The sequence below is a fragment of the Arcobacter denitrificans (SeqCode) genome (assembly GCF_048571185.1).
Classification (GTDB): domain Bacteria; phylum Campylobacterota; class Campylobacteria; order Campylobacterales; family Arcobacteraceae; genus Arcobacter; species Arcobacter denitrificans.
In genome coordinates, this window is the sequence record NZ_CP182350.1 from 1,964,401 (window position 1) to 1,991,377 (window position 26,977).

24 protein-coding genes and 8 tRNA genes are annotated in these 26,977 nt (G+C 29.6%); 6 read left to right on the forward strand and 26 right to left on the reverse strand.

The features are described from left to right. Nucleotides 1-9 precede the first annotated feature (9 nt). Both pta and cowN read right to left on the reverse strand, forming a co-directional pair. Entirely contained in the window at nucleotides 10-1,008 is a 999-nt protein-coding gene (pta, locus tag ACNI28_RS09865) for a phosphate acetyltransferase (protein WP_419764087.1), read from the reverse strand. A gap of 231 nt (nucleotides 1,009-1,239) precedes the next feature. Continuing rightward, nucleotides 1,240-1,554 carry a N(2)-fixation sustaining protein CowN gene (gene cowN / locus ACNI28_RS09870; RefSeq protein WP_419764088.1) on the reverse strand — a complete coding sequence of 105 codons (315 nt, stop codon included), beginning with the start codon at nucleotides 1,552-1,554 and terminating at the stop codon, nucleotides 1,240-1,242. A 99-nt stretch (nucleotides 1,555-1,653) separates the two neighbouring features. Here cowN and ACNI28_RS09875 point away from each other — a divergent pair, with 99 nt between their 5' ends. Both ACNI28_RS09875 and ACNI28_RS09880 read left to right on the forward strand, forming a co-directional pair. Continuing rightward, a complete protein-coding gene (locus ACNI28_RS09875) occupies nucleotides 1,654-1,929 on the forward strand; it encodes a hypothetical protein (RefSeq protein WP_419764089.1) in 276 nt (91 codons plus the stop codon). After that, nucleotides 1,884-2,648 (forward strand): helix-turn-helix domain-containing protein, encoded by a 765-nt coding sequence (locus ACNI28_RS09880; RefSeq protein ID WP_419764090.1) that lies wholly within the window; start codon nucleotides 1,884-1,886, stop codon nucleotides 2,646-2,648. The genes ACNI28_RS09875 and ACNI28_RS09880 overlap by 46 nt, the downstream gene beginning before the upstream one ends. A gap of 4 nt (nucleotides 2,649-2,652) precedes the next feature. Here ACNI28_RS09880 and ACNI28_RS09885 read toward each other — a convergent pair whose 3' ends face one another. The 23 genes from ACNI28_RS09885 to ACNI28_RS09995 all read right to left on the reverse strand — a co-directional run bounded on the left by ACNI28_RS09885 (nucleotide 2,653) and on the right by ACNI28_RS09995 (nucleotide 20,870). After that, nucleotides 2,653-3,849, reverse strand: coding sequence for an acetate/propionate family kinase (locus ACNI28_RS09885; protein WP_419764091.1), 1,197 nt, complete (start codon nucleotides 3,847-3,849; stop codon nucleotides 2,653-2,655). Between the two features lie 14 nt (nucleotides 3,850-3,863). Beyond that, nucleotides 3,864-4,481 carry a 3'-5' exonuclease gene (locus ACNI28_RS09890; protein WP_419764092.1) on the reverse strand — a complete coding sequence of 206 codons (618 nt, stop codon included), beginning with the start codon at nucleotides 4,479-4,481 and terminating at the stop codon, nucleotides 3,864-3,866. Further along, nucleotides 4,474-6,315 carry a putative nucleotidyltransferase substrate binding domain-containing protein gene (locus ACNI28_RS09895; protein WP_419764093.1) on the reverse strand — a complete coding sequence of 614 codons (1,842 nt, stop codon included), beginning with the start codon at nucleotides 6,313-6,315 and terminating at the stop codon, nucleotides 4,474-4,476. The genes ACNI28_RS09890 and ACNI28_RS09895 overlap by 8 nt, the downstream gene beginning before the upstream one ends. A 124-nt stretch (nucleotides 6,316-6,439) precedes the next feature. Continuing rightward, nucleotides 6,440-8,089 (reverse strand): cation acetate symporter, encoded by a 1,650-nt coding sequence (locus ACNI28_RS09900; protein WP_419764094.1) that lies wholly within the window; start codon nucleotides 8,087-8,089, stop codon nucleotides 6,440-6,442. Further along, nucleotides 8,089-8,403 (reverse strand): DUF485 domain-containing protein, encoded by a 315-nt coding sequence (locus ACNI28_RS09905; RefSeq protein WP_419764095.1) that lies wholly within the window; start codon nucleotides 8,401-8,403, stop codon nucleotides 8,089-8,091. The genes ACNI28_RS09900 and ACNI28_RS09905 overlap by 1 nt, the downstream gene beginning before the upstream one ends. A gap of 258 nt (nucleotides 8,404-8,661) precedes the next feature. Then, nucleotides 8,662-10,311: a cation acetate symporter gene (locus tag ACNI28_RS09910; RefSeq protein WP_419764096.1), complete on the reverse strand. Its 1,650-nt coding sequence runs from the start codon at nucleotides 10,309-10,311 to the stop codon at nucleotides 8,662-8,664. Continuing rightward, nucleotides 10,311-10,628: a DUF485 domain-containing protein gene (locus ACNI28_RS09915; RefSeq protein WP_419764097.1), complete on the reverse strand. Its 318-nt coding sequence runs from the start codon at nucleotides 10,626-10,628 to the stop codon at nucleotides 10,311-10,313. Before ACNI28_RS09915 ends, ACNI28_RS09910 begins: the two co-directional genes overlap by 1 nt. A 218-nt stretch (nucleotides 10,629-10,846) precedes the next feature. After that, a complete protein-coding gene (locus ACNI28_RS09920; RefSeq protein WP_419764098.1) occupies nucleotides 10,847-11,476 on the reverse strand; it encodes a 3'-5' exonuclease in 630 nt (209 codons plus the stop codon). Further along, nucleotides 11,476-13,293 (reverse strand): DUF294 nucleotidyltransferase-like domain-containing protein, encoded by a 1,818-nt coding sequence (locus ACNI28_RS09925; RefSeq protein WP_419764099.1) that lies wholly within the window; start codon nucleotides 13,291-13,293, stop codon nucleotides 11,476-11,478. Before ACNI28_RS09925 ends, ACNI28_RS09920 begins: the two co-directional genes overlap by 1 nt. A gap of 122 nt (nucleotides 13,294-13,415) precedes the next feature. Continuing rightward, a complete protein-coding gene (locus tag ACNI28_RS09930) occupies nucleotides 13,416-15,278 on the reverse strand; it encodes a sodium:solute symporter family protein (RefSeq protein WP_419764100.1) in 1,863 nt (620 codons plus the stop codon). 12 nt (nucleotides 15,279-15,290) lie between these two features. Further along, nucleotides 15,291-15,545 carry a DUF4212 domain-containing protein gene (locus tag ACNI28_RS09935; RefSeq protein WP_419764101.1) on the reverse strand — a complete coding sequence of 85 codons (255 nt, stop codon included), beginning with the start codon at nucleotides 15,543-15,545 and terminating at the stop codon, nucleotides 15,291-15,293. A 176-nt stretch (nucleotides 15,546-15,721) separates the two neighbouring features. Further along, nucleotides 15,722-16,384 (reverse strand): response regulator transcription factor, encoded by a 663-nt coding sequence (locus ACNI28_RS09940; RefSeq protein WP_419764102.1) that lies wholly within the window; start codon nucleotides 16,382-16,384, stop codon nucleotides 15,722-15,724. Beyond that, entirely contained in the window at nucleotides 16,365-17,945 is a 1,581-nt protein-coding gene (locus ACNI28_RS09945) for a sensor histidine kinase (protein WP_419764103.1), read from the reverse strand. Before ACNI28_RS09945 ends, ACNI28_RS09940 begins: the two co-directional genes overlap by 20 nt. A gap of 74 nt (nucleotides 17,946-18,019) precedes the next feature. Continuing rightward, nucleotides 18,020-18,096 (reverse strand) — tRNA-Asp (locus ACNI28_RS09950). Nucleotides 18,097-18,111: 15 nt separating this feature from the next. Continuing rightward, nucleotides 18,112-18,187: transfer RNA gene (locus ACNI28_RS09955), tRNA-Val, on the reverse strand. Nucleotides 18,188-18,190: 3 nt separating this feature from the next. Further along, nucleotides 18,191-18,265: transfer RNA gene (locus tag ACNI28_RS09960), tRNA-Glu, on the reverse strand. Nucleotides 18,266-18,297: 32 nt separating this feature from the next. Further along, nucleotides 18,298-18,373: transfer RNA gene (locus ACNI28_RS09965), tRNA-Lys, on the reverse strand. Nucleotides 18,374-18,381: 8 nt separating this feature from the next. Beyond that, nucleotides 18,382-18,458, reverse strand: a tRNA-Asp gene (locus ACNI28_RS09970). Nucleotides 18,459-18,484: 26 nt separating this feature from the next. Next, a tRNA-Val gene (locus tag ACNI28_RS09975) sits at nucleotides 18,485-18,560 on the reverse strand. Nucleotides 18,561-18,563: 3 nt separating this feature from the next. Beyond that, nucleotides 18,564-18,638 (reverse strand) — tRNA-Glu (locus ACNI28_RS09980). A 55-nt stretch (nucleotides 18,639-18,693) separates the two neighbouring features. Beyond that, nucleotides 18,694-18,769: transfer RNA gene (locus ACNI28_RS09985), tRNA-Lys, on the reverse strand. Between the two features lie 40 nt (nucleotides 18,770-18,809). Then, the gene (locus tag ACNI28_RS09990; RefSeq protein ID WP_419764104.1) at nucleotides 18,810-19,316 is read right to left on the reverse strand and encodes a CinA family protein; all 507 of its coding nucleotides are present in this window, start codon (nucleotides 19,314-19,316) and stop codon (nucleotides 18,810-18,812) included. Between the two features lie 201 nt (nucleotides 19,317-19,517). Further along, nucleotides 19,518-20,870, reverse strand: coding sequence for an FAD-dependent oxidoreductase (locus ACNI28_RS09995; protein WP_419764105.1), 1,353 nt, complete (start codon nucleotides 20,868-20,870; stop codon nucleotides 19,518-19,520). A 328-nt stretch (nucleotides 20,871-21,198) separates the two neighbouring features. Here ACNI28_RS09995 and ileS point away from each other — a divergent pair, with 328 nt between their 5' ends. The 4 genes from ileS to ACNI28_RS10015 all read left to right on the forward strand — a co-directional run bounded on the left by ileS (nucleotide 21,199) and on the right by ACNI28_RS10015 (nucleotide 26,179). Next, nucleotides 21,199-23,925 (forward strand): isoleucine--tRNA ligase, encoded by a 2,727-nt coding sequence (gene ileS / locus ACNI28_RS10000; RefSeq protein ID WP_419764106.1) that lies wholly within the window; start codon nucleotides 21,199-21,201, stop codon nucleotides 23,923-23,925. A 124-nt stretch (nucleotides 23,926-24,049) separates the two neighbouring features. Then, nucleotides 24,050-24,328 (forward strand): NifU family protein, encoded by a 279-nt coding sequence (locus ACNI28_RS10005; protein ID WP_419764107.1) that lies wholly within the window; start codon nucleotides 24,050-24,052, stop codon nucleotides 24,326-24,328. Beyond that, nucleotides 24,328-24,921: a hypothetical protein gene (locus ACNI28_RS10010; protein WP_419764108.1), complete on the forward strand. Its 594-nt coding sequence runs from the start codon at nucleotides 24,328-24,330 to the stop codon at nucleotides 24,919-24,921. The genes ACNI28_RS10005 and ACNI28_RS10010 overlap by 1 nt, the downstream gene beginning before the upstream one ends. After that, complete coding sequence (locus ACNI28_RS10015) at nucleotides 24,902-26,179, forward strand: UDP-N-acetylmuramoyl-L-alanyl-D-glutamate--2,6-diaminopimelate ligase (RefSeq protein WP_419764109.1); 1,278 nt, start codon at nucleotides 24,902-24,904, stop codon at nucleotides 26,177-26,179. The genes ACNI28_RS10010 and ACNI28_RS10015 overlap by 20 nt, the downstream gene beginning before the upstream one ends. On the opposite strand, the gene ACNI28_RS10020 is transcribed toward ACNI28_RS10015, so the two are convergent. Continuing rightward, nucleotides 26,170-26,976: a hypothetical protein gene (locus ACNI28_RS10020; protein WP_419764110.1), complete on the reverse strand. Its 807-nt coding sequence runs from the start codon at nucleotides 26,974-26,976 to the stop codon at nucleotides 26,170-26,172. The two genes, ACNI28_RS10015 and ACNI28_RS10020, sit on opposite strands and share 10 nt — an antisense overlap. Nucleotide 26,977: the final 1 nt, after the last annotated feature.

Sequence of the window (26,977 nt, forward strand, 5' to 3'; positions counted from 1 at the left end):
TTTTTTTAATTATTTTACTACTTGAGTTGCTGTAATAGCTACTAAATTTGAGATATCTTCAACAGAACACCCTCTTGATAAATCGTTTACTGGCTTATTTAAACCTTGAACGATTGGTCCATGAGCTGCAGCTCCTGCAAATCTTTGTACTAATTTGTATCCAATATTTCCAGATTGTAAATCAGGGAATACTAAAACATTAGCCTTACCAGCTACTACTGAACCTGGTGCTTTAGAAGCTCCAATTGCTTCAACAATTGCTGCATCTGCTTGCATTTCACCATCAAAAGAGAAATCAACATTTCTATCTTCTAAGATACCACAAGCATATTGAACTTTATCTACTAATGGGTGTTTTGCACTTCCTTTTGTAGAAAAAGATAACATAGCAACTCTTGGATCTAATCCAACTACACTTTTTGCAGTTGCTGCTGTTGCTGCTGCAATATCAGCTAGTTGTTCTGCATTTGGCTCTGGATTTACAGCACAATCTGCAAATAAAATAAGACCATTATCTCCAAATTTACCATCTGCTGTTTCCATGATGAATGTAGAAGAAACTGTGTTTATTCCTGGTGCTGTTTTAATAACTTGAATAGCAGCTCTTAATACATCTGCAGTTGGAGAACTAGATCCCGCAACTAAACCATCAGCATCACCAAGTCTTACCATCATACAACCAAAAAACCTTGGCTCTGTTGTCATGATTTCAGTAGCTTCTTTTTTTGTTAGACCTTTTGATTTTCTAAGTTGAACTAATTCTTCAACATAATTTTCAATTCCATCAAAAGTTTTTGGATCAATTATTGTAGCTCCCTCAATATTTGCTCCACATGCTTTAGCATCAGCATTTACTTTATCTTCGTTCCCAATTAAGATAACATTTGCAGTTTTATCTTTTAAAACTTGCTCTGCTGCTTTTAAAACTCTTTCATCTTCAGCCTCTGGAAGAACTATATTTCTTAATTCTTCTTTTGCTTTTGATTTAATACTATCAATTAAACCCATAGAATTAACCCTTTCTTGTTTATTTGAACTTAAATTATATTTTAGAAGGGTAGCATAAGAATAGCAACCTAAATATAAGTTAAATTTTATCAATTAATTTTATAGTATATATTACGAAAGGATACATAATTAATACATATTTTTTACAAAAATGTAGAATTGTGAAAAATTGTAATAAATTTGGAGGGATTTTTATTTATTGAACTATTTTTTTGAACAAGAATCTTTAATTTAACAACACTCTTGTTCACATTTTTCTAAGGCATTAATTGCTTGTTCATCTTCTGCTTTTTCAAATAATTCTATTAGGTAAAAACTATTTGAACAAACTAAATACAATAGTTCTTCTTTAGTATCTGATTTTGGATCTCTATCATAATAAGCTTGTGGAATCATAGGTATTATTTTTTTCCAATAGATATTCATATTTTTTGGGTTTTCCAGTACTCTTAACATATTATCAATAACTTCGCAGGCATTTTCAAAGCAATTGATATTTTTAAAGCTTACATAACTTTCATCAACTCTTATTTCAAACTTAGACATTTATTCTCCTTAAACTGTTTAAAAATTATACAATTAAAAGTATATCTTAATATGCTATAATGTGAAAAATTATTGACATTTTACGAAAAGTGAGATTTTATGGCAAAAATATCTTCTGTTACATTTCATTTTGTTTTGAAAGCTTTGGAAAAAAATAGTTCAATTTCAATTGGTGAGATGCTAAAGTATGCTGATTTATCAAAAGATGTTTTGTTAAAACAAGATAGTCAGATTGATAGTGCAAAATTATCAGAGATTTTTAAATTTTGTATGGAAAAAAGTGGTGATTATACCTTAGCCTTGAGAATTGGTAACTCAATTACATATCATTGCCTAGGGGTTTTAGGATATTTGATGTTAATGCAAATAATTTAAAAGAGGTAATTGAGAAGTTTGATTATTATCAAAATTTGATTAGTGGATTTATTAAGTTTTATTTAACAAAAAATGAAAAATACTACAAAATAGCAATCTATATAAATGAAAATCCTATGATTCCAGTGCCAAGTTATCATGCAGAAGTACATTTAAGTGCAGTTTTGACAATATTAAATCAAATTATTGGTAAAACTATAGTTCCCAACTTAACATATTTTTCTATTAATTCAATTTCCAATAAAGATGAGTATGAAAGAATTTTTGGTGAAAACATTATTTTAGGAAAAAGTGAAAATGCTATATTCTTTGAGACAGAAAAATTAAATATAAGTGTAAATAACTCTAATCCTATGATGCTAGAATATTTTGAAGTACAAGCAAATAGAATATTAGAAGATATGAAAATAACATCTTGGTACTCTAAAGTTAAAAGAGAGATTTTAAAAACTATAGGAGAAAATGAAATCACAATTGAGTTTATTGCCAATAGATTTGGTATTAGTTGTAGAACTTTACAATATCACTTAAAAGATGAGAATAAAAAATTTAGAGATGCACTTCTAAGTGTTAGGATGCAGCTTGCCAACCATTATATAAAAAATACTAAAATGGATTTTTCTAGTATTGCTTTTTTCTTAGGTTATAGTGAATCAAGTTCATTTTTTAGGGCTTATAAAAAGTATTATAAAACTACACCTAAAAAATATTTGAAGTAAAGGTTTAGTTCCCCTTTACTAATTTGTATGTATCTTGAGCTATTACGAACTCTTCATTTGTAGGTATTACATAGATTTTTGTTTTAGATGTAGATTTATTTATCTCTGTGTTTTCACCAGCTCTAATTTTATTTTTATTTTTATCAAGTTCAATACCCATAAAATCTAGGCCATTACACACTTTTTCTCTTATCAAGTCAGAATTTTCACCAATACCAGCTGTAAAACAAACCGCATCAACTCCACCTAATAATCCAGCATAAGCACAAAGATATTTTTTAATTCTATTACATATTAATTCAATAGTAACGCTTGCTCTTTGATCTCCTTCTTCGGATGCTTTAATTATCTCCCTTAAATCAGAACTTATTCCAGAAAGACCTAATATACCTGATTTTTTATTTAGATAATCAATTATTTGATGTCCATCCATATTTTTCTTTTCCATCAAATAAGGAATAACTCCTGCATCTATATCTCCACTTCTTGTTCCCATTACTAAACCCTCAAGTGGAGTTAATCCCATTGATGTACTTATTGACTTTCCATCTTTAACTGCACAAATTGAAGAGCCGTTTCCTAAGTGACAAACTATGATTTTAGAACTCTTTTTTTTGCCAAGTAGCCTAATTGCTTCTTGAGATACATAATAGTGGCTAGTTCCATGAAATCCATATTTTCTTAAATGATGTTCTGTGTAGTCTTCATGGGGTACTGCATAAAGGAAGTTTTCTTCAGGCATTGTTTGATGAAATGCTGTATCAAAAACTGCTACGTTTGGAGTTTCAGGCATAAGCTGATGACAAATTTTCATGCCTAAGATATTTGCAGGGTTATGTAGAGGTGCGAGGGGTATTAATTTTTCTATTTTTTTAATAACACATTCATCAACAATCGTAGATGAATTGAAGAACTCTCCCCCATGTACAACTCTATGACCAATAGCATCAATTGCATCTATAGAATTAATTACTTTTGTTTCAGAATCGGTTAATGTTTTTAGCACAAGTTCTATTGCTTCTTTGTGCGTTGGCATATCAATTTCAAAAGTTAATTTTTTATTTTTACTAACTTCATGTTTTAAAATACCATCAATTCCAATTCTTTCAACTAGTCCAGTAGCAACTACATCTGCTGTTGTAGCATTTATTAGTTGATATTTTAAAGAAGAACTTCCTGCATTTAATACAAGTACTAACATAATTTGACCTTTTTTTAAATTTTTACTTTTGCTTGGTTTTTTAGTTTTAAGAATATCATTGCAGTCATTACTGCATCGTTATATGCATCATGTTTACCTAAAACAGGAATATTCAAATCCCTCATTATTGCATCAAATCTCAAATCAATATTGCTTTGTGGTATTTTTTCTATTTTCCAGTCATGATATAGAGCTGAAACTTCATATCTTTTATTTGGTAATTTAATACCTAATTTGGGTATAAGATATTTATTAATCATAGCAATATCAAACTCTAAGAAGTATCCAACTAATTTTCTATTACCAATGAATTCTAAAAAATCTTCAATCATATCATCTATATCTTCTGCATCTTCTAAGTCCATAATTCTGATATGGTGTACTTTTATTGCCTCTTCTTGCAGTTTTGTTTTTGGTTTTATAAATTTAACAAATTTTTTACTAGATAGTATGGTATTATTTTTTATAATAACAGCACCTATTGATATAATATCATCTTCAATTGGGTTTAATCCAGTTGTTTCACAGTCAAAACATACAAATTCATCATCTAAATTTTTATCAAAAAGATAGAGATATTTGTCATCTTTTAGATTTTTTTTATTGAAATGATTTTTTATTAAATTAAACATAATTTAACTTATAGTGGTGTTCTAGTTTTTTCTTTAATTTTGTAACAATTTTAAAGCTATCTTTTAATAAATCTTTTTCCATAGTAGTTAAATTCTCAGGATTTATATAGTTGTCAACTTCTTTTCCAGAATCTAATTTTGCTAAATTTGATTTTAGTTTAATTGTTGATAAGAAATTAAAAGCTTCTTTTAGTTCTGAAGCAAATTCATTATTAAATTCACCTAATTCTTCTAACTCTTCTATTCTTCTTAAGGTATTTGTTCTCATGATTTTATGTTCTAAACATAGTGCTCTAATACCTTGAACAAGAATAAAAATCCCGCCTTTTTTGATATCTATTTCGTGTTTATGTTCTTCTTCTTTTGAGTCAAAAACAAAGCCATCAAAAAATCCTAAAGGTACGTTAAACTCCATGATAATCTTTGCAAAGTGCATATAAAAACTTTGTGATGTAGAACCTATTTTAAATATATATTGTTTTAATTCATCTATTAATTCTCTATTTCCACTAACACTAACAGCATCATAAAAAATCGCTAAGTTCATGAAATTATCGCCACTTGGTTGTGTTATCCATTCATATACTTGTGTTTTAAAATCTGAAAATTTTCTACACCAGTATGGATTTGAAATCATAATATTTCCCTCACATCTTGGGAATCCAAAATCAACTAGTGTTTCAATATACTTAGAAGTAAAGTCTAAAATTTCTTCAGCACTTACTTCACAATCATCAGAAATAATTAAGGCATTGTCTTGGTCAGTTTTTAAGACTTGTTCACCTCTTCCTTCACTTCCCATAACAACTAAACATGACTTATTTATTAAACCCTCCGGTGCAAGCTTTTTAAATAGTTTATCCATGATTTTTCTATTTAGTTGATTAATAAGTTTTGAAATAAAGGCTACTTTTACACCTTTTGCATTTAATGATTTTATAATTTTTATAAATGAATGACAAGCTATTTTTAGCTCTTCAATTGTTTCAGCATTATTAATTTCATTTGAAACAGAAAATGTGTGAGTCGCAAAAAAAGATGATAGAGAGATTTGATCAATTATTCCAACAATTTTATCTTCATCATTTTTTACTACCATTCTTTTTAGTCCATGTTTTGACATAAGAAGTTGTGCATTGAATAAGAAGTCATTTTCATTTACATATTTTAATCCACTATTAGAGATTTTTCCCACAATATCATCAAAATCCATACGATTTAAGATAACTTTTTCTCTAAAGTCTGAGTCAGTTACAATATGAATTTCTCCTTTGTCATCTTCTAATAAAAGTGTAGGAACTTTTTCTTTTTTTATGGTTTTAACAGCTTCAAAAATAGATGTATCATATGGGACAATAATAGCTTTATGAATTCTTGCATCTTTTACTTTTGCAACCATTAAATTTGCTAATTCTTTGTTTTTTTCATTGCTGATATTTGCATTTAGTTTTTGAGAAATTGACTGAAAAAAGAAGCTTTCTAAGTCAGGACTTTCATGTAGTGTTTTTATAAAAAGTTCTCTTGGTAATACATAACAGATACTTTCTTGTCCTGCTACAAATGAATGTTTTGAATAGTTTTCAATAAGTGAAATTGTATCAAAAAATTCACATTTTGAATAAATAGATAAAACATCATCATCAATTTTTTCTTGAATCAAACCTTTTATTATAAAATACAAAAATTCAGGTTTTTCACCTTGCCTTTGTATAAGTTCATCTTTTTTGAAATAAACAATATCTAAAGAGTTTGCAAACTCCTCTAACTGAGGCTTTGAAAGTGATTCAAAGGGATGAATTGATTTTATAAAAGTTGTTTGTTCTAAAATTGTCATTTTAAATCTTTACTATTAATTTTATAAGTTAGATTAACATATGAATAATGATAAAAAACTGAAATTAATAGTGGAAATTTATAAATATTTTACTATCAAAGAGGAAACCTCTTTGATAAATAAATTAGTGCTCAACAGCACCAGCAGAGCCAATACCTGTATTTGCTCTAATATTTTGTGCTCTAAATTTCTCTTTTTCATCTTTACCTCTTTGAGAATTGTCTGTTTTAGAGAAGAACCAAATTGCAATAAATGCAGTAGTTACTGAGAATAGTGCAGGGTGTTTATATGGGAATAGTGCCTCTGCATTTCCTAAAATTTGTACCCAAACAATTGGTCCTACAATTACAAGAGTAACCGCAGTAATTAAACCAATAAACCCACCAACAAACGCACCTCTTGTTGTAAGTCCTCTCCAATAAATAGAAAGGAATAAAATAGGGAAGTTTGCAGATGCTGCAATACCAAATGCCAATCCAACCATATATGCAATATTTTGTTGCTCAAACGCAATCCCAAGAGTTACACCAACAATTCCTACAATTACAACTGTTATTTTAGAGATTTTAACAACTTTTTCATCACTTGCATTTGGGTTAATAACATTTGCATAGATATCATGAGATATAGCAGATGCTCCTGCAAGTGTTAATCCTGAAACAACAGCTAAAATAGTTGCAAAGGCAACAGCTGAAATAAATCCTAAAAATGCATTTCCACCAAGCATATGAGATAAGTGAATTGAAGCCATATTATTTCCACCAAATAGTTTGCCATCAACAAAATATTGTGCACCGTCTGCTGAGTTTAAAAAGGCAATTGCACCAAAACCAACAATAGTAATAATAATCCAAAAGTATCCAACAAAACCAGTTGCATAAACAACAGATTTTCTAGCTTCTTTAGCATTACCAACTGTAAAGAATCTCATAAGAACATGTGGAAGACCAGCTGTTCCTAGCATAAGTGCCATACCTAAAGAAATAGCACTTATAGGATCAGATATAAATCCACCCGGTGCTAAGATTGACTCACCAGCTGAGTGATTTTCAGTAGCTTTAACAGCTAAAGACTCAAAAGAAAAATCAAAGTGATATAAAACCATTACTGCCATAAATGATACACCAGTTAAAAGTAAACATGCTTTAATAATCTGTACCCAAGTAGTAGCTAACATACCACCAAAAGTTACATATACGATCATTAATGCTCCAACCATAAATACAGCATATTCATATTCCATACCAAATAGAACTTGTATAAGTTTACCAGCACCTACCATTTGAGCAATTAAATATAAAATTACAACTGCAATAGAACCAAATGCAGCAAGAGTTCTAATCTCTTTTTGTCCTAGTCTATAAGCAGCAATATCTGCAAAGGTAAATTTTCCTAAGTTTCTAAGTTTTTCAGCCATAAAGAAAAGAATAATTGGCCATCCTACTAAAAATGATACAGCATAAATAACCCCATCATAACCTTTTAGATAAATAAGTCCCGAAACCCCTAAAAAAGCTGCAGCAGACATATAATCACCTGCAATTGCTAAACCATTTTGAAAACCTGTAATTCCCCCACCTGCTGTATAAAAATCACTTGCAGATTTTGTTTTTTGTGCAGCCCAATAAGTAATACCTAAAGTTCCAAGAATAAAAATAAAAAACATAATAATTGCTGGAATATTTAAATCTCTTTTAGTTGCCTCAAATGTAGCATCTCCAGCTGCAAATAGTGATAGTGCAAATATTGATAATAGTGCTATAATTTTAAACATTACATTAAATCCTTTACATCATTTTTTATTTCATTATTTAAGTCTTCAAATTCACCATTTGCTCTTTTTACATAAATCAATGTGCTTATAAAACTAATAATTAAAATAGCAAGTGCTATTGGAAATGCAACAGTAGTTAGTCCATCTCCTATTTTTGTTGCTAATACCTCTTTATTAAATGCAATTGTTAAAATATATGCATAAAACATTACTAAAACAAAAACTCCAAGTTTTATACTAAAACTTTTCCTTTTGTTTACTAATTCTTGATATTTAGGATTCTCTTCAATCCTTTTTACAAGTTCTTCATTCATTGCTTTTCCCCTTTTGTATGTAAAAACATATCTCAATTAATACGTAGCATTAACGTAGCATTAATTATACTTATAGAAATAAAATGTGTTATTTAATTATGTAAGAATTATGTATAAAAAGATATAAGATGTAGAATGGTAACATTTATTTAGAGTAATGAACATATGCTTATTTTGTGATTTATAATCCACATAAGCATATCTTATACTAAAGAGTATTTTATCTCTTTAGTATAAAGTTTTAGTACATATTGTACTTTAGTGATCAACAGCTCCATCAGCTCCAAAGCCAGTTTCAGCTCTAACACTTTGTGCTTCAAATGCTTTAGTTTCATCTTTAGCACGTTGGCTTTTATCAGTAATTGAGAAAAACCATATACCAATAAATGCAGCACTCACAGAGAATAGTGCAGGGTGTTTATAAGGGAATAATGCTTCAGCATTTCCTAAAATTTGTACCCAAACAATTGGACCAACTATTACAAGAACTACTGCTGTGATTAGACCAATCAATCCACCAATAAATGCTCCTCTTGTAGTTAATTTAGACCAATAAATTGATAAAAATAGAATAGGGAAGTTTGCAGATGCTGCAATTGCAAATGCAAGACCAACCATAAATGCAATATTTTGTTGCTCAAATGCAATACCTAGAACAACTCCAACAACACCAATTGTAATAACAGCTCTTTTTGAAACTTTCATTTCTTGTTCTTCTGTACAGTTTGGATTAATTACAGAAGCATAAAGGTCATGAGAAATAGCACTTGCACCTGCAAGCGTAAGACCAGAAACAACTGCTAAAATTGTAGCAAATGCAACAGCTGAAATAAATCCTAAGAATACATTTCCACCAACCACATGTGATAAGTGAATTGCAGCCATATTATTTCCACCAAATAATTTTCCATCTGTAAAGTATTGAGCACCTTCTGGAGAGTTTAAGAATACGATTGCACCAAGACCAATAACTGCAATAACTAAATAGAAATATCCAATAAAACCAGTTGCATAAACAACAGATTTTCTAGCTTCTTTTGCATTTCCAACAGTAAAGAATCTCATAAGTACATGAGGTAATCCAGCAGTACCAAGCATAAGTGCCATACCTAAAGATATAGCAGAAACAGGATCTGAAATAAACCCACCTGGTGCCATAATATCTTGACCTAGAGTATGTGATTCTACAGCTTTTGCTGCAAGTGTTTCAAAAGAGAATCCAAAATGACTTAGTACCATAAATGCCATAAATGTTACACCTGAAAGTAGTAAAACAGCTTTGATAATTTGTACCCATGTAGTTGCAAGCATACCACCAAAAGTTACATAAACAATCATCATAACACCAACAAGTATAACAGCATATTCATATGGAAGACCAAACAGTACTTGAATTAGCTTTCCAGACCCAACCATTTGTGCGATAAGATATAAAGTTACAACAGCAAGTGAACCTAAAGATGCTAGTGTTCTAATCTCTTTTTGACCCAATCTATAAGCTGCAATATCAGCAAATGTATATTTACCTAAGTTTCTTAATTTTTCAGCCATTAAGAATAAAATTACAGGCCAACCAACTAAAAATCCAACTGCATATACAAGTCCATCATAACCTTTAAGATATACTAAACCTGAAAGTCCAAGAAAAGATGCTGCTGACATATAATCTCCAGCAATTGCCATACCATTTTGGAAACCAGTAATTCCTCCACCTGCTGTATAAAAGTCACTTGCAGATTTTGTTCTTTTAGCTGCCCAATAAGTAATACCTAAAGTAGCTCCAACAAAGATAAAAAACATAATAATTGCAGGAATATTTAAATCTCTTTTTGTAGCTTCAAAAGTAGCATCTCCTGCTGCAAATAAAGCAACTGTAAAAACTGAAATTAGTGCTAAAACTCTAAACATTATAATTCATCCTTTACATCATCTTTAATAGCATTTGTTAAGTCTTCAAACTCACCATTAGCTCTTCTTACATAGATTAAAGTTGTAATAAAACTCACTATTATTATCCCCGCTGCAATAGGAAATGCAATAGTCATAACTCCCTCATCTCCTAGTTTTGTTCCTAAAAATGTAGGGTTAAAAGCAATAGTTAATATGTATGTATAAAATATTGCTAATACAAAAATTCCTAGTTTTACTGCAAAACTAGTTCTTTTGCTTACTAATTCTTTATATTTCGGATTAGACCGAATTTTTTGAACTAATTCGTCATTCATTGTTGTCCTTTCTATTATATTTTGATTTGCTATTCATAGCATTTAAATAGCATTTAAAATACAGTGGAATTATACATAAGTAGGATTATAAAAAAATATCAGAATAAAAAATTAAGCTTGATTTAATGGTATAGAAAAATTAAGTAACATAAGGTTACATAAAATTTACATAAAATAGTATATTGTAAGTTTTGTGACTTTTTTATATATAAAGAAAATTAGGTGTAAAAAGTTGATTGGGCAGGAGATAAACCTTTTAATTTAAGAAATATCATTGAGGTCATTATTGCATCATTTAGTGCATCATGTTTTCCTAACATTGGTATATCAAGTTCTTTCATGATTGTGTCAAATTTTAAATCAACAAATTCATAATCACTTCTTCTTTTTTTTGTACGATAATACATTGAAGAGACCTCAATTGAGGCATTTGGAAGCTTTATTCCAATGTATTTTTTTGTATATTTTGATATCATGGCAATATCAAATTTTATATAATAACCAACAATTGTTCTAGAGCCTATAAATTCCAATAATTGGTAAATTGCCTCTTCTGGGTCAATTGCATTTTGTAAATCTATTGGTCTAATTCTATGAATAAGTATTGATTCTATAGAGATTTCATCTGATGGTTTTACAAAGATATTAAAGGTTTTTCTCATCAAGATTTTATTCTCTTTAATTAAAACAGCGCCAATTGATAATATTTCATCTTTTTTGGGATTTAGTCCCGTTGTTTCACAATCTAAACAAACATATTCATTTTTAGGCTCATCATCAAAAAGATATTGATATGCTTCATTTTTTAACTTTTTTCTGTTTAAATTCCTAAAAAAATTCTTTATCATTATGAAATCTTATCTGTTTTGAATGTATATGAAATAAACTTTTTAAAGTCAACTACAATTTTGAAACTATCTTTTAGTAAATCTCTCTCAATTTTACCTAAAGAGTGAGTATCTATTTCATTATTTATTTTTTTATTTTCATTAAGTTTTATTAATTGAGACTTTAATCTTAAGGTACACAAAATATCAAAAGCTTCTAATAATTCATTTGCTAAGTCTGTAGGTAAAACTTTTCTTTGCTCTAATATTTTTATTCTTTTTTCAGTTGTAGTTTCTCTTATCTTTTCTCTTAACGCTAAGCTTCTAATTCCTTGAACAACTGGGAATATACCTGCTTTTTTAATATCAATAAAGTGTGTTTTAGTCATAAAGTTTGCAACAATATTTGGTGTATCAAATGTCAAAGTAGCTTTTGCAAAATATGCCATGAAAACATCTTGGTCATGAAGTTTATTAAATAAGTCATCTTTTAATTTGATTAATAACTCTTTATCTCCAGCAACGGCAAAAGAATCAAAAAATATTGCCAAATCCATATAGTTTTGCATATCAGGTGCTTCAATCCATTTTTTTGTTTCATCTGTATATGCTTGGAAACTTTTACACCAAAATGGATTTGAAACCATTATATTACCTTCACATGGAGGATAACCAAAATCAATAAGTGTTTTAGTGATTTCTTCCATATAAGGTCTATATTGTTCAACATCAATACCATCTCTAACAATCAATGCATTATCTTGGTCTGTTTTAACAATCTGTTCGTTACGGCCTTCACTTCCCATAACTACTAAACAAGCATTTTTCATTAACTCTTTTGGAACTATTAAACTATATAGTTTTCTATAAACTTTTGTATTTAACTGTCCAATTAGATTGGATATGTGATTAACTTTTACACCTTTTGCATTAAGTGTTGTTATTGTATTTATTAGTTCTATACTTGCTTGTTTCAAATCTATAATATTTCCAGCTTTTTTAATTTTGGAGTCAACTACATAAGTATGATTTGCAAAGTGTGATAAAATATCAATTTGTTCAAGTATTCCTATCATATTATTATCATTATCAACAACACCAATTCTTTTGATATTTTTCTTAATTAACAAAGAAAAAGCATCAAATAAATAGTCCTCTTTATTTACTGATAAAAGTGGAAAAATTGCGATATCATCAACTGGAATTGTTAAATCCCGACCTTCAAGAAGAACTTTCATTTTTAAAAGTGAATCAGTAATAATTCCATAACCATTATCATACTCTACAATTATGGTAGAAGTATTAAACTCTATTGATTTTTCTATGGCATCAATTAATTTTGTACCTGATTTTACAATACAAGGATCATGCATAATAGTATCATCTACTCGTGCAATCATAAAGGATGAGAGTTCAGAGGTATATTTTTTTTCTTTTAAATTTTGTAGTTTATTTACCAAGTTATTTAAGAAGAACTCTTTAAACTCACTATTTTGTTCAATTAAACTAAGAAATGCTTTTTTTTCTAATTCATAACAAATTAAATCTTCATTTACTACAAAATAATTTTTACACTCACCATAAATTAAAGAGTTGGCATCAAATGAATCTTCTTGGTGAAAATCCATTACCATTTCATCTTCAGCTGTCATTTCATGGACAGTACCTTTTATGATAATAAAATAGTGTGTTGAGCTCTTGTCTGGACTTAATATTGTAGTATCTTTAGGATAATATGCAATATCCATATTTTTGATACAAAGATGCATCTGTTCGTCATTTAAAACTTCAAAGGGATGAATATTTGATAGGAAAGTTTCTTGGTCTCTTAAACTCATTTAAAACCTTTTTGAGAGTAATTTACTTTTTAATAGCTATTTAAATAAGTGGTAAAATAGGTATAAAAAAGTAAAAAAAAAGCATACCCGAAGGTATACTTTTTAGTTAGTCAAATTAAAGACTAGTGATCTACAGCGTCACCTGCACCTGAAGGAATTCTAATTCTTTCAACAAGATCTTGAATCTCTTGTGGTGGTGGAGGAGTCATTCTAGACACTACCAATGCTACAATAACATGTAGGATTGTACCAATTGTACCGAAACTCGCAGGAGCAATACCTAAGAAGTATTGGTCTGGTGTTCCACCGCCCCAGATAAAGTAAATTGCATAACCAATAGTTACAAATAAACCTGTAAGGATACCAACAATAGCACCTTCTTTATTCATTCTTTTATCAAATACCCCAAGGATAATTGTAGGGAAGAATGCAGCAGAAGCAATACCAAATGCTAAAGCAACAACTTGTGCAACGAAACCTGGAGGGTTAATTCCTAGGTATCCAGCGATACAAATTGCAACAACCGCAGATATTCTAGCCCACATAAGCTCAGTTTTTTCATTCATTGTAGACTTTCCAGTTTCTGGGTCTTTGAAAACTACTTGTCCCATTAAGTCATGAGAAATTGCAGAAGCAATAACTAATAATAAACCAGCAGCAGTTGATAATGCAGCAGCAAGACCCCCAGCAGCGATGAATGCAATTACCCAGTTAGGTAAGTTTGCAATTTCAGGGTTAGCAAGTACCATGATATCTCTATCAACATATAACTCATTTTCAATTTTTCCAGTGTTGTCTAAAGGTTTACCATTCGTAGTAACTCTTTCACCATATTCACCAGTTTTAGTTCCATCAAATGCTGGTTTACCTTTTGCAGCACTAAATGCAGCACCAGGAGCATATTGAATTTTACCATCACCATTTCTATCAGTCCATGCTAATAGTCCACCATTTTCCCATGTTTTAAACCATCTACCATTGTTACCTTCAATCTCACCATTAACAAATGCTTCATATTCAACATTTTGAACATTTTTGATTAAGTTAACTCTTGAGAATGCAGCAACTGATGAAATAGTTGTATACATAATAGCAATAAATACTAATGCCCAACCAGCAGATATTCTAGCATCTTTAACAGTAGGTACTGTAAAGAATCTAACAATAACGTGTGGTAAACCAGCAGTACCAAGCATAAGCGCAGTAGTTAACATAAATGTATTCCATAAGTTACCTGGTTGAGTATATGCACTAAATCCTAAATCTGTTACAGCAGTATCAAGTGCATGTAATAGATAAGTACCTTCAGGAATAACTCTAACACCATCATCAAATGCGAAAGTAGTAGTTGCAAATAATCCTAATTGAGGTAAGAATGTATCAGTAACTTGTAATGAAATAAAGATTGCAGGAATCATATATGCAAAAATCATAACAACATATTGTGCAACTTGTGTATATGTAATACCTTTCATACCACCAAGAACTGAATAGAAGAATACAATACCCATACCAATAAGCACCCCAGTATTAACATCAACTTGTAAGAATCTTGAGAAAACGATACCAACACCTCTCATTTGTCCAGCAACATATGTGAACGAAACGAAAATAACACCAATAACAGCAACAAGTCTTGCAGTATCAGAATAATATCTGTCACCAACAAAATCAGGAACCGTAAACTTACCAAACTTTCTTAAGTAAGGAGCAAGTAACATAGCAAGTAGAACGTATCCACCTGTCCAACCCATTAGGTAAGCACCACCATCAGATCCTTTAAAAGAAATGATACCAGCAAGTGAGATAAAAGATGCCGCTGACATCCAATCCGCTGCAGTTGCCATACCATTTGCAACTGGATGAACCCCTCCACCAGCTACATAGAAATCCTTAGTAGAACCAGCTTTTGCCCAAAGAGCAATACCAATGTAAACTGCGAATGAAACACCTACGAATAGGTAAATTAATGATTGTAATTCCATATTTCTTCTCTCCTATTCGTGAACGCCGTATTTTTCGTCAATACCAGTCATTAATTTAACATAAACGAAAATAAGAGCAACAAACACATATATTGCACCTTGTTGTGCAAACCAAAATCCTAGTTTAACACCACTGATTTCTATAGCATTTAATTCATTAATAAATAAAATACCACAACCGTAAGAAACAACAAACCAAACTACAAGTAGTTTAAGGATTGTTGAAATATTTTCTTTCCAATAAGCCTGAGCTTTTTCTGGACTCATAGGTTCTCCTCATTTTGATTTTATTAAAAGAAAAAGTTTCTCTTTTAATAATTAACAATGTAATTGTAATAATGGTAAATAGCAAAAGGGTAGCAATCGAATGATTTTATGAAGAAATTTTGAAATTTATGTAAATTTTATGTATTTTATAAAAAAAGGTACCATAAAATGGTACTTTATGAAGAGTAGTATCTTTCTACTTTATATCCCAATCCTCTAATATTTTTGATAAAATCTTCTTTTAATGTTTTTTTTAGTCTAGAGATTTCTGCTCTAATTGTAGGATTATCTATATCTTCTGCATCCCAAACATCAACTCTAAATCGCTCAAAATCAACTATCATATTTATATTCAGTGCAAGTATATGTATAATCTCTAACTGTTTTTTTGTTAAGTTTTGTGCTTCGTTATTGAAGTATAAAACTTTTTCTGTTTTTGAATATGAATAATTCTCTGATAGTTTCATATGAGAAGTTGATTGTTTATCTTTTTTTAATATTTGATTTATCTTTATTCCAAGTTCTTCTAAGTGAAAAGGTTTTTTGATATATTCTCTACAGCCTAAGTTATATGCTCTAGTTATATCTTCTATATCTATAAGGGCTGTTATAAATATAGTAGGAATAAAAGTATTTTGTTTATTTAAAGTAGCTAAAACATCAAAGCCATTTACTGTTGGTACATTTACATCTAAAATTAGTAAGTCATATGAGATATCAACATTATCTAATACATCTTGCCCATCTGTAAAACTTGTAACTAAATGTCCAATGCCAGATAAATATTCACTGATTGCATTATTTAACATCATTTCATCTTCAAGAAGCAGTATTTTCATCTTTTGTAAACCTATATGTAAATTTTGTATTCTCGTCTGTAGAATCTAAGTTAATTATAACGTTATTTTTATCACATATCTCTTTTACGATTCTAAGTCCCAATCCAAAGCCTCCCCTTGCATCATTTTCTCTATAGAAGTCATTAAAAATTCTATTTTTATGTTCTATCTTTTTAGAGTTTGTTTTTACTTCAAAAATTATTCCTAAATCATCTTTTAACAATTTTACATAAATTGGTGAGTCTTTAAATGAGTATTTTATTGCATTTGAAATGTTATTATCTAATATTCTTTGTAATAATGTTTTATTAAAATTTATAAAAATAGGATCTTGGATATTTGTAACAAAAAACAGTGAGTTTGCAGTTGATATGTCATCAAAGAACTCTAATCTATCTTTTAAATATTCTGAGAAATTAAAAACTTCTTTTTCATAACTAACTCGATCTTTTTTAATCATAAAGGACAAGTCATCAAATATATATTGAATAGTTTTTGCTCCACTTTCTATATTTCTAATATATTTATTTGTTGAATTACTCATTTTATATAAATCAAGGTTTGTTTGAATAATAGATAGGGGAGTATTTATTTCATGTACAGAGTTTTTTAAGAACTTTTTTTGTTTTTCAATTAACTGTGTTAACTCTTTTGTTTGTCTTGCTACTGTAGTTTCAAGATGGGCATTTAAGTCACTTAACATATTATTTTTATCTTTTATATTATGCATGGCATCATAAGCATAATTTGCGATTACTTTAAACTCTCCAAAGATAATTTTATTTTGGTTTATTGGGGTATCATCGTCTTGGGAGTCTTTAAAGTATTTTCCTATGGCTTTAACATCATTTACAATAAGAATAGTTGCATTTTTATAAATAAAAATTGAGTATAAAACTAACATAATTGTAAGTGATAAAATTTGAAGAATGTAGTTTGATATCTTTTCATCATATTCAAGCTCTTTTTGAGTTACGACTTTATTTATTTCATTTAAATATGCACCTGTACCAATTGTCCACTTCCATGGCTTATAAGATAAGGCATAAGAGATTTTTTGTACCTCTTCATTCTCTTTAGGTTTTAGCCACAAATATTCAACATATCCACCTGCATTGTCTTTTGAAATAGTAATTAACTCTTTAATTACTTGTTTACCTGTTTTGTCTTTATATGTAAATAGATTTTTCCCCTCATAATGTTTTGATATTGGGTTATAAATTGAAGTTCCTGAAAAATCATAGATAAAAAGATAGTTATCCATTGATTTCTTATCTCTAGTACTCTCTATTATCTCTAGTATCTCTTTTTGTATTTGTTTTGTAGATTTTTTGTTTTTATATTTATTATTATAAAAATGTATCAAGCTAATAGTTTTTTCTATTTCATTTCTAATTGCATCTTTTTGTTTATTGGCATAGTCACTTTTAATTATTTCAATCTTTTCTTGAAAATCATCAAAGGCATTTTCAATTATTATAAATGTAAAAAAAGAGATAAGAATAACAATAAACGTAATACTGTAAAGAATAAGGTGATAAAGAGATTTTGCTTTAATCATATGTAGTTCCTAGTTTTAAAAAAATAGGATAGCAAAAATAAGATGATAATATGATTATATGGAAGAATAAATAGTGGCGCGGCTGAAGGGACTCGAACCCTCGACCTCCTGCGTGACAGGCAGGCATTCTAACCAACTAAACTACAGCCGCACTATTATTTAAAAATGGTGGTCGATATAAGACTCGAACTTATGACATCTACCTTGTAAGGGTAGCGCTCTACCAACTGAGCTAATCGACCGATTGGTGACCCCTAGGAGACTCGAACTCCTGTGATTGGAATGAAAATCCAAGATCCTAACCGCTAGATGAAGGGGCCAATCGTAAATATAAAAAATTTTATCTCAAAACTGGTGACCCGTAATGGATTCGAACCATTGGCCACCTCCTTAAAAGGGAGATGCTCTACCAGCTGAGCTAACGGGTCATAAAAAGTGGCGCGGCTGAAGGGACTCGAACCCTCGACCTCCTGCGTGACAGGCAGGCATTCTAACCAACTAAACTACAGCCGCACTATTTATTTATAACACTTTAAAAATGGTGGTCGATATAAGACTCGAACTTATGACATCTACCTTGTAAGGGTAGCGCTCTACCAACTGAGCTAATCGACCGATTGGTGACCCCTAGGAGACTCGAACTCCTGTGATTGGAATGAAAATCCAAGATCCTAACCGCTAGATGAAGGGGCCAATCGTTTTATAATACTTTGCAAATTAATTACGAAGATTAAAGCATTTTAATTAATGGTGACCCGTAATGGATTCGAACCATTGGCCACCTCCTTAAAAGGGAGATGCTCTACCAGCTGAGCTAACAGGTCGTCTTAATTAAAATGGAGTGGAATTATAAGAAATTTTACCTTATTTGTCAAGGGTTTTTTGCAAAAATTTTGAAATTTTTTTCAAAGAGCTTTTTGCAGCTTGAATTTGTATTTCTTCCCTAGTACCAAAAAAGTGAAAAATATCTATATCTTGATGCCCTAAAGAGTCCATAAAACCGATAACTACGCAACCTACAGGTTTGTTTTTTGTTCCACCATTTGGTCCTGCAACTCCTGAAATTGCTATTGCATAATCTGCATCAAATTTCTTTAGAACTCCACTTAACATTTCCTTAACAGTTTGCTTTGAAACTGCTCCAAAATTTTCTAAGGTTTTATTTGATACATTTAACTCTTGATTTTTTATATTATTTGAATAGGAAATTATGCTTCCATTAAAAATATTTGATGAACCTGATATTTTTGTTATTAAAGAGGCAACTAATCCTCCTGTACAAGATTCTGCACATGTGATTGATTTATTATGTTTAAAAAGTAATTTTTGCATCTCAATCATCTCTTTATCATTAAATATATCATCAAACATTTTAATTCCTTTTTAAATGTCCCATTTAAAAAGGGACATTAATTTTATGACTTCTTTTATCGTTGGAAGTAAATTCCAACTAAAGAAACCTTCTGCTTGCACTCTCTTTGAGAAACCCTAAAGGGAAGAACGAGTTCTTCTTGGTAAAAAAAAAGAGTATGAGAAAAACTCATACTCTTTTAAATATCTTAATAACTAATATTATTCAGTTAAATCGGCTAAGAATTGTTTCTCATCAAATTCTAGGTTTAAAAAGTCAACTATATATCTTATATCTCGTTCTGCATTACCTAAACAAGAAGTTGCCCCTGGACTTGGAGTCATGTTAAATATAATCCCATTACCTGGATTGATAGAAGCTTCCCCAAGCATTAATTTCTTTTCTGTTTTATTTAAAACTTGTGGTCTTACCCCACCAAAGCCTTTTGCATACTCTAAATCATCTGGAGTTAAAGAAGGAACAATTTTTTTAGCATCTTTTACAAATAAGCCCTTATTGATTCCTGGAACTTCAAATAAGAAGTTTTTAAACACATAGTTTCTAATTTCACTATCTTTAATTAAATCCCACATGATTTTCATAATATTTCCATCAAAATTCATAGTTTTTAGACATTGGAATAGTGATTTTCCACCTTTATATCTTTCAAGTACTAATAGTGCAAGTGCAGTTGGTCCAAATCTAGTCTTTCCATCACATAAAATATCAGGGTCTCCATGAAGTGCAGCAAATGGAAGTTTTGGATTTTGTACCATATAAACTTTTCCATTTAAGTATTTATTATTTGTAATATAAAAGCTTCCTGCCATAGATAAAGAACCCATATCTTTACCATAACCCATTTTATGAGCTAAGTATAAAGAATGAGCACCAGCATTTACAATAACAAAATCAGCTGTATATACAGAACCATCCATTGTACTTACTTTAAATTTATCACCAATTTTTTCAATATATTCAGCTTCTGAATTATAATAAATATCTGTGATTTTTTCTGGGTCTGCTTTTTGTCCAGCTTTTGCTAATTCTTGAGTCATAGCACCAAAATCAACAGTTGTATATTCATCCCTTGCACCCATTGCAACAATTGGTTCTGGTCTTTCTACTTTCTTATCTTTATCAGCATAAACTAATAAGGGCTCTAACTCTTTTAATTGTTCTTTGTCCCAAAGCTCTAAATATGGAAAAAGTTCCTTGAATTCGTTATATCTATTCTTAATAAACTCAACCTCTTTATCTCCAACACCTAAAGCCATCTTTTGATGTTTGAACATAACTTTGTCTTGCAAATTATATTGAAGACAAAATTTCTCTATCATTTTTGCTGTTCTTTTAGTGATTTTTGCTTTATCTAACGTATAGTTAGTTTCAATATCACCTACATGTATAGTCTGCGAGTTACTAGTCCCTTTTGAGTTTAGAGTTGCTAAACTTTCATATTTTTCAAGCATACAAATACTTTTGATATTTGTATATTTTGCAAATTCATAGAATGTAGCAGCACCTGAAATTCCACCACCTACAACTAATATGTCATAATGCTTATTATTCATGTTCAATTCCCCATAATAAAATATAGCAAAATCATATCATACTTAACAAAAAGATTCTCTATAATGTAAAGTAAATTTATTCAGATGTGAAAAATTATTCTATTTAGTAACATAATATAGATAATAATTTGTCTAAAATGTGTACATTAGAAACAAAAAAAGGTTAATATTGTTATATAAAGGCAAACTATGTACAGTTATTGTACATAGATGCTTTTATAATATAATCCATTTAGTAAATTATTTATATACAAATTTTGATGATAACTTTATATTAAATTATCTTTAGCTATAATCACCCAATTTTAAGAAATAAGGTAATTATAATATGGATTACAAAGAGAGTATATTACTTCCAAAAACAGATTTTCCAATGAGAGGAAATCTTCCACAAAAAGAACCAATAAAATATAAAAAGTGGGATGAAGCAAAAGTTTATGACAGAATGAAAAAAAATAGAGTTGGTGCACCAACTTTTACATTGCATGATGGTCCTCCATATGCAAATGGACATATTCACATCGGTCATGCGTTAAATAAAATATTAAAAGATATAATTAATAAGTTTCACTATTTTGATGGAAAATCAATTAGATACGTTCCAGGTTGGGATTGTCATGGTTTACCAATTGAACAAAAAGTTGAAGAGAAAATAGGAAGTACAAAGAAAAAAGAACTTCCAAAGTCTAAGTTAAGACAACTTTGTCGTGACCATGCAACTAGATTTGTAGATATTCAAAGAGGTGAATTTAAAGAGTTAGGTATTGTTGCTGATTGGGATAAACCTTATTTGACAATGGACTTTAAATTTGAAGCAAATATTTATAGAGAGCTTTGTGCTATCGCAAAACAAGGACTTCTTGTTCAGCGTTCTAAGCCAGTATATTGGTCATGGGCTGCTCAAACTGCACTTGCTGAAGCAGAAGTTGAGTATGAAGATAAAACATCACCTTCTATTTATGTAGCATTTAAACATGAAACTATGGATGCAAGTGTAATTATCTGGACAACAACTCCATGGACACTTCCTGCAAATACAGGTATTTCATTGAATGGTGAAGAAGAGTATGTATTAACAAGTGATAAATTTATAGTTGCAAAAAAATTATATAATTCATTAGTTGAAAATGAAGTAATCTCTGGTGAAGTTGTTGATACTATAAATCCAAATGATTTAGAAAATACATTTGCAATAAATCCTTTAAATGATAGAAAGTCTAAAATTATTTTAGGTGAACATGTTATGATGGATAGTGGTTCAGGAGCTGTTCATACAGCACCTGGACATGGTGAAGATGATTATAAAGTAGGGCTTAGATATAAGCTTGATGTTATTATGCCAGTAGATGCTTTTGGAAAATATGATGAAACAATTATCAGAGAAAAACTATTTAGAGATACTGAAAAATATTTAGGCTTAAATGTATTTAAAGCAAATGAATTAATACTTGAAGAGTTAGGAACAGCACTTTTACAAAGAGTAGATATAAGACACTCATATCCACACTGTTGGAGAACACATACACCTATTATTTTTAGAGCAACAAAACAGTGGTTTATCTCTATTGATGATAAGTATGGAAAAGAGAATAAAACTTTAAGAGAAAATGCTCTTAAAGTTGTAGAAGATTTAACTTTTTATCCTGAATGGGGAAGAAATAGATTAAAGTCTATGCTTGATGGTCGTCCTGATTGGTGTATCTCTCGACAGCGAGATTGGGGAGTACCAATTGCATTTTTTAGAAATAAAAAGACTGATGAGATTATTTTTGATGAAAAGGTATTAAACTATACAGCTATGATTTTCGAACAAAAAGGTTGTGATGCTTGGTATGATTTAGACATAAGTGAACTGTTATATCCAGGAAGTGGACTTGATGCTTCTGATTTAGAAAAAACAACAGATATTTTAGATGTTTGGTTTGATTCAGGTTCTACTCAAAATGCAGTTTTAAGATCTAGAAATTATGATGCAGGAAGTTTTCCAGCTGATATGTATCTAGAAGGAAGTGATCAACATAGAGGTTGGTTCCAATCTTCTCTTTTAACAACATTGGCTTCAAGTGAGATTGCCCCTTATAAATCAATTTTAACACATGGTTTTACCGTTGATGAAAAGGGTGAAAAGATGTCTAAGTCTAAAGGTAACGTTGTTGCCCCTGACAAAGTTTTAAAACAATACGGAAGTGAAATATTAAGACTTTGGGTTGCTATGAGTGATTATCAAAGTGATTTAAAGATTTCTGATAATATCTTAAAACAGATGGCTGAACAGTATAGAAAGATAAGAAATACAGCAAGGTTTTTATTAGCAAATATTAATGATTTGGAAACATTAGTAGATGTAAAAGATTTTGGTATTTTAGATAAATGGATTATAAATAAAGCAAAAAAAGTTTTTGATGAAATTGATGCTGCGTTTAAAATTTATGAATTTTCAAAAGGATTAAATAAATTAAATAACTTTTTAGTTGTGGATTTATCAGGAGTATATTTAGATATTTGTAAAGATAGATTATACTGTGATAATAAAAATGATATTCATAGAACTTCTGCTCAAAGTGCAATGGCATTGATTGCTAAAAAACTATTATTAGTATTAGCACCAATCCTTACTTATACTGTAGATGAGTTATTAGAACACTCACCTAAAATATTAAAAGATGATGTAAATGATGTATTTGATTTAGTTAAATTTGATTTACCTGAAGTTGAAAGTAAGCTTAACGAAGAAAATTTAATAAAAGTTAAAGAGAAGTTTTCTGAATCAGTTGATAAACTAAAGAAAGATAAAATAATAAAATCTACATTGGAGCTTGATATTTATACAAATTCTAATGAAGTTCTTTCCTTACCTGCTATTGAAGCTGAAGATTGGTTCTTAGTGAGTGCGATTTTAGATTCAAAACAAGAGTCTGCATTAGTAAGTTTTGAAATGGATGGAATTGTTTTTGAAGCATACAAAGCAAAAAATGCTAAATGTCCTAGATGTTGGAAATTTAAATCACAAAGTGAAGAGAAACTTTGTTCTAGATGTGATGAAGTTCTAGGTTAACATTTATGTTTGAACAAGAAGTTACCCTCTCTACAATATTTATTACAATAGGAGTAATACTAGCTTTTACAGCTATTGGAATATTTTTTGTAAAGAGTAGAATAGAAAAATAAAAGGTTTTTAAATGATGCCATTTAGTGATGAAGATTTACTTCCAGTTGTAAAAAATATCATTGATAATAAAATAGCTCCAATGCTTGCACAAGATGGTGGAGCTATGTCATTATTAGATATTAAAGATGGGAAAGTCTATGTTCAACTTCAAGGTGCTTGTGTTGGCTGTAGTGCCAGTGGAAGTACCTTAAAATATGTAGTTGAAAAAGAATTAAAAGCGGCTATTCATCCTGATTTGATTATAATAAATGTAGAGGCAGGGATGGAAGATCGATTAGAGGAGCTATAATGATAAATGAGAAAAAATTATTAAATGATGCAAATAGCTATTTTTTAAATAAAGAATTTGATAAAGCTATGTTTATTTATGCTCAATTAACATCAGTTTTTAAATATAATAAAGAGTACCCAATTTATGCACTTTTTTGTGATGTGGCAAGTGAAGACGTTGATAAAGCTTTATCTTTATTTGATTATTTTACAGTTGCAAAAGAGAAAAACATAGAAGAAGCAATTGCTTATGTACACAATGTAATAGATGCCTATGACGGTGATATTGATAAGATGATGGATATCTTAAAAGATTTAACTAATTCAACGGTTGATTCTTTGGATGCAATTAAATATGATGATTTTAAACTTTTAATCCAATCAAGAGGTTCTTTTAGAGTTGCCTTTGAGGATATAATGTTTTCTACAAAGGTTGCAATAGACTCAAAAGATGATTTTTTTGATTTTGTAACAAAACTAATAGAAAATGATTTTAATACAACGGCTTATTCATACCTAGAAGGCTTTAATGAATATTTTGCATATGATTCAAAAATTGAAGAGCTTTATAAAATGCTAGAAGAAAAAAAACTTGCAACTAGTCATAAATAACAAAACTTACACAGATAACTCAAAACAAGCAGATGAAAATTCTGCTTTTGTTTACTCAAAACAAAATGAAAAATTTATACAAGATGCTAAAAAAAATGGATGTAAAGAGTTTATTAAATCAGAAGATTTGATAAATCATTGTGATTTTTCATCTATAAAAATCATAGGAATAACAGGAACAAATGGTAAGACTACAACTGCTGCTGCTATTTATTCTATACTTTTAGACTTAGGTTATAAAGTTGCTCTTCAAGGAACAAGGGGCTTTTTTATCAATGAACAAAGAGTTGAAGAGTACTCTTTAACTACTCCTGTTCAACTTGGAAATTTTGCCCATGTTCAAAAGGCTATTGAAAATCATTGTGATTTTTTTGTTATGGAAGTTAGTTCCCATGCAATTGAGCAAAAAAGGGTAGAGGGTTTAATTTTTGAGCTTAAAATTCTTACAAATATTACAAGAGACCATCTTGATTATCACAAAACTATAGAAGAGTATATAAATGTAAAAAACTCTTTTTTTAGTGATGAGAGTAAAAAGTTAATTAACAAAGATGAAAAAAAAGCTAAGTTTAATCCTAAAAATTGCTTGACTTATGGACTTGATGAACCTTCAACTTATAAAGTTCAAGCTTACTCTTTTAAAGATGGCATGCATGTTGCGCTACAAAATTTTGAAAAAGTAGAGAGTTTTACTTCTATGATGATGGGATTGTTTAATGTATATAATTTAACAGCAGCGATTGCAGCTGTACATATGAGTACAAAAAAACCTTTAAATGAGATTTGCGAAGCAGTTGAAAACTTTGCAGGAGTTTCAGGAAGAATGGAAACTCTTAGTTTAAATCCTTATATTATTGTTGATTTTGCCCATACACCTGATGGTATGAAAGAGGTATTGGAAAGCTTTGGACATAAAGACATCATAGTAGTATTTGGTGCAGGTGGAGATAGAGATAAAGATAAACGCCCACTTATGGGTAAAGTTGCACAAAACTATGCAAAACATATTATTGTAACTAGTGATAATCCAAGATTTGAAGACCCTGATTTAATTATTGAAGATATTTTAAGGGGTATTAGTGATAAATCAAAAGTGGAAGTTGAGATAAATAGAAAACTTGCAATAAAAAAAGCTATTGATTTAAATAGTGAAAATAGCGTAATTTTGGTTTTAGGAAAAGGTGATGAAGAGTATCAGATTATTTATGACCAAAAGTTAGCCTTTAGTGATAAAGAGGTTGTAAACTCTTATCTATAAGCTCTTATAGTAAAACCTCTTTTATCAGCTGTATCTGCAATATAATTTACATAAGTAATAATAGCTTCTTTTCCTAGTTGTTTTTTTACATGCCAAGATGCTTCTAAAACTCTTTTTCTTGATAATCCTTCCATTAAATAATCTTTTAAAGGTTTTTTATCAATCTTTTTATCTTTTATATTTGAAATTATATTTTTTATATAAACTTTATCTTTTATATCAACTACTGGAATTATTTGAAATGAAGTTGCATTTTTATTTTTTTGTAAAAACTTATTAATTCTTTTTGTACATGAAGCGTAAAATTCAAAAGTTCCTTCTGTCTCTGCGTAACATCCCGTTGCATCATATCTTTTAGGTCTATTCTTTTGTGCATCAACTCTTATTTCATTTTTTTCAATATTTGCTAATTCAAATTTTTCATTAAGTACTGATAACTCTTCTTTAAGTTGTTTTACTATTAAATTAATTTCATCTTCTTTTGCTTGGACATTATTTGATAGTTCTTCTTTTGTAACATAGTTTGATCGAATCTCTTTTGGTAAGTCTGTAAAAATAAGAGTTGATTTTTGAGCATTTTCTTTTTGGTTTTGCGAAATTAATAAATATGAAATTATTGCTATAAGTATTAAAATTATATAAAAAAACTTAAAGCCACTTTTACTCTCTTTAACTTCAGGCTCGCTTTTTTTTGGAGTGACTTTTTCTTTTGGTATCTCTTCTTCAACTGTACTTGCTTCGTTTAAACTCTCTTGGGAACTTTTCTTTAACAAGTCAATTAATTCTTCTTTATTCATA

Bases quoted from the DNA above. Each gene is read 5' to 3' on its own strand.
- pta (WP_419764087.1), bottom strand. From the start codon at position 1,008: ATGGGTTTAATTGATAGTATTAAATCAAAAGCAAAAGAAGAATTAAGA.
- cowN (WP_419764088.1), bottom strand. From the start codon at position 1,554: ATGTCTAAGTTTGAAATAAGAGTTGATGAAAGTTATGTAAGCTTTAAA.
- ACNI28_RS09875 (WP_419764089.1), top strand. From the start codon at position 1,654: ATGGCAAAAATATCTTCTGTTACATTTCATTTTGTTTTGAAAGCTTTG.
- ACNI28_RS09885 (WP_419764091.1), bottom strand. From the start codon at position 3,849: ATGTTAGTACTTGTATTAAATGCAGGAAGTTCTTCTTTAAAATATCAA.
- ACNI28_RS09890 (WP_419764092.1), bottom strand. From the start codon at position 4,481: ATGTTTAATTTAATAAAAAATCATTTCAATAAAAAAAATCTAAAAGAT.
- ACNI28_RS09895 (WP_419764093.1), bottom strand. From the start codon at position 6,315: ATGACAATTTTAGAACAAACAACTTTTATAAAATCAATTCATCCCTTT.
- ACNI28_RS09900 (WP_419764094.1), bottom strand. From the start codon at position 8,089: ATGTTTAAAATTATAGCACTATTATCAATATTTGCACTATCACTATTT.
- ACNI28_RS09905 (WP_419764095.1), bottom strand. From the start codon at position 8,403: ATGAATGAAGAACTTGTAAAAAGGATTGAAGAGAATCCTAAATATCAA.
- ACNI28_RS09910 (WP_419764096.1), bottom strand. From the start codon at position 10,311: ATGTTTAGAGTTTTAGCACTAATTTCAGTTTTTACAGTTGCTTTATTT.
- ACNI28_RS09915 (WP_419764097.1), bottom strand. From the start codon at position 10,628: ATGAATGACGAATTAGTTCAAAAAATTCGGTCTAATCCGAAATATAAA.
- ACNI28_RS09920 (WP_419764098.1), bottom strand. From the start codon at position 11,476: ATGATAAAGAATTTTTTTAGGAATTTAAACAGAAAAAAGTTAAAAAAT.
- ACNI28_RS09925 (WP_419764099.1), bottom strand. From the start codon at position 13,293: ATGAGTTTAAGAGACCAAGAAACTTTCCTATCAAATATTCATCCCTTT.
- ACNI28_RS09930 (WP_419764100.1), bottom strand. From the start codon at position 15,278: ATGGAATTACAATCATTAATTTACCTATTCGTAGGTGTTTCATTCGCA.
- ACNI28_RS09935 (WP_419764101.1), bottom strand. From the start codon at position 15,545: ATGAGTCCAGAAAAAGCTCAGGCTTATTGGAAAGAAAATATTTCAACA.
- ACNI28_RS09940 (WP_419764102.1), bottom strand. From the start codon at position 16,384: ATGAAAATACTGCTTCTTGAAGATGAAATGATGTTAAATAATGCAATC.
- ACNI28_RS09945 (WP_419764103.1), bottom strand. From the start codon at position 17,945: ATGATTAAAGCAAAATCTCTTTATCACCTTATTCTTTACAGTATTACG.
- ACNI28_RS09990 (WP_419764104.1), bottom strand. From the start codon at position 19,316: ATGTTTGATGATATATTTAATGATAAAGAGATGATTGAGATGCAAAAA.
- ACNI28_RS09995 (WP_419764105.1), bottom strand. From the start codon at position 20,870: ATGAATAATAAGCATTATGACATATTAGTTGTAGGTGGTGGAATTTCA.
- ileS (WP_419764106.1), top strand. From the start codon at position 21,199: ATGGATTACAAAGAGAGTATATTACTTCCAAAAACAGATTTTCCAATG.
- ACNI28_RS10005 (WP_419764107.1), top strand. From the start codon at position 24,050: ATGATGCCATTTAGTGATGAAGATTTACTTCCAGTTGTAAAAAATATC.
- ACNI28_RS10010 (WP_419764108.1), top strand. From the start codon at position 24,328: ATGATAAATGAGAAAAAATTATTAAATGATGCAAATAGCTATTTTTTA.
- ACNI28_RS10020 (WP_419764110.1), bottom strand. From the start codon at position 26,976: ATGAATAAAGAAGAATTAATTGACTTGTTAAAGAAAAGTTCCCAAGAG.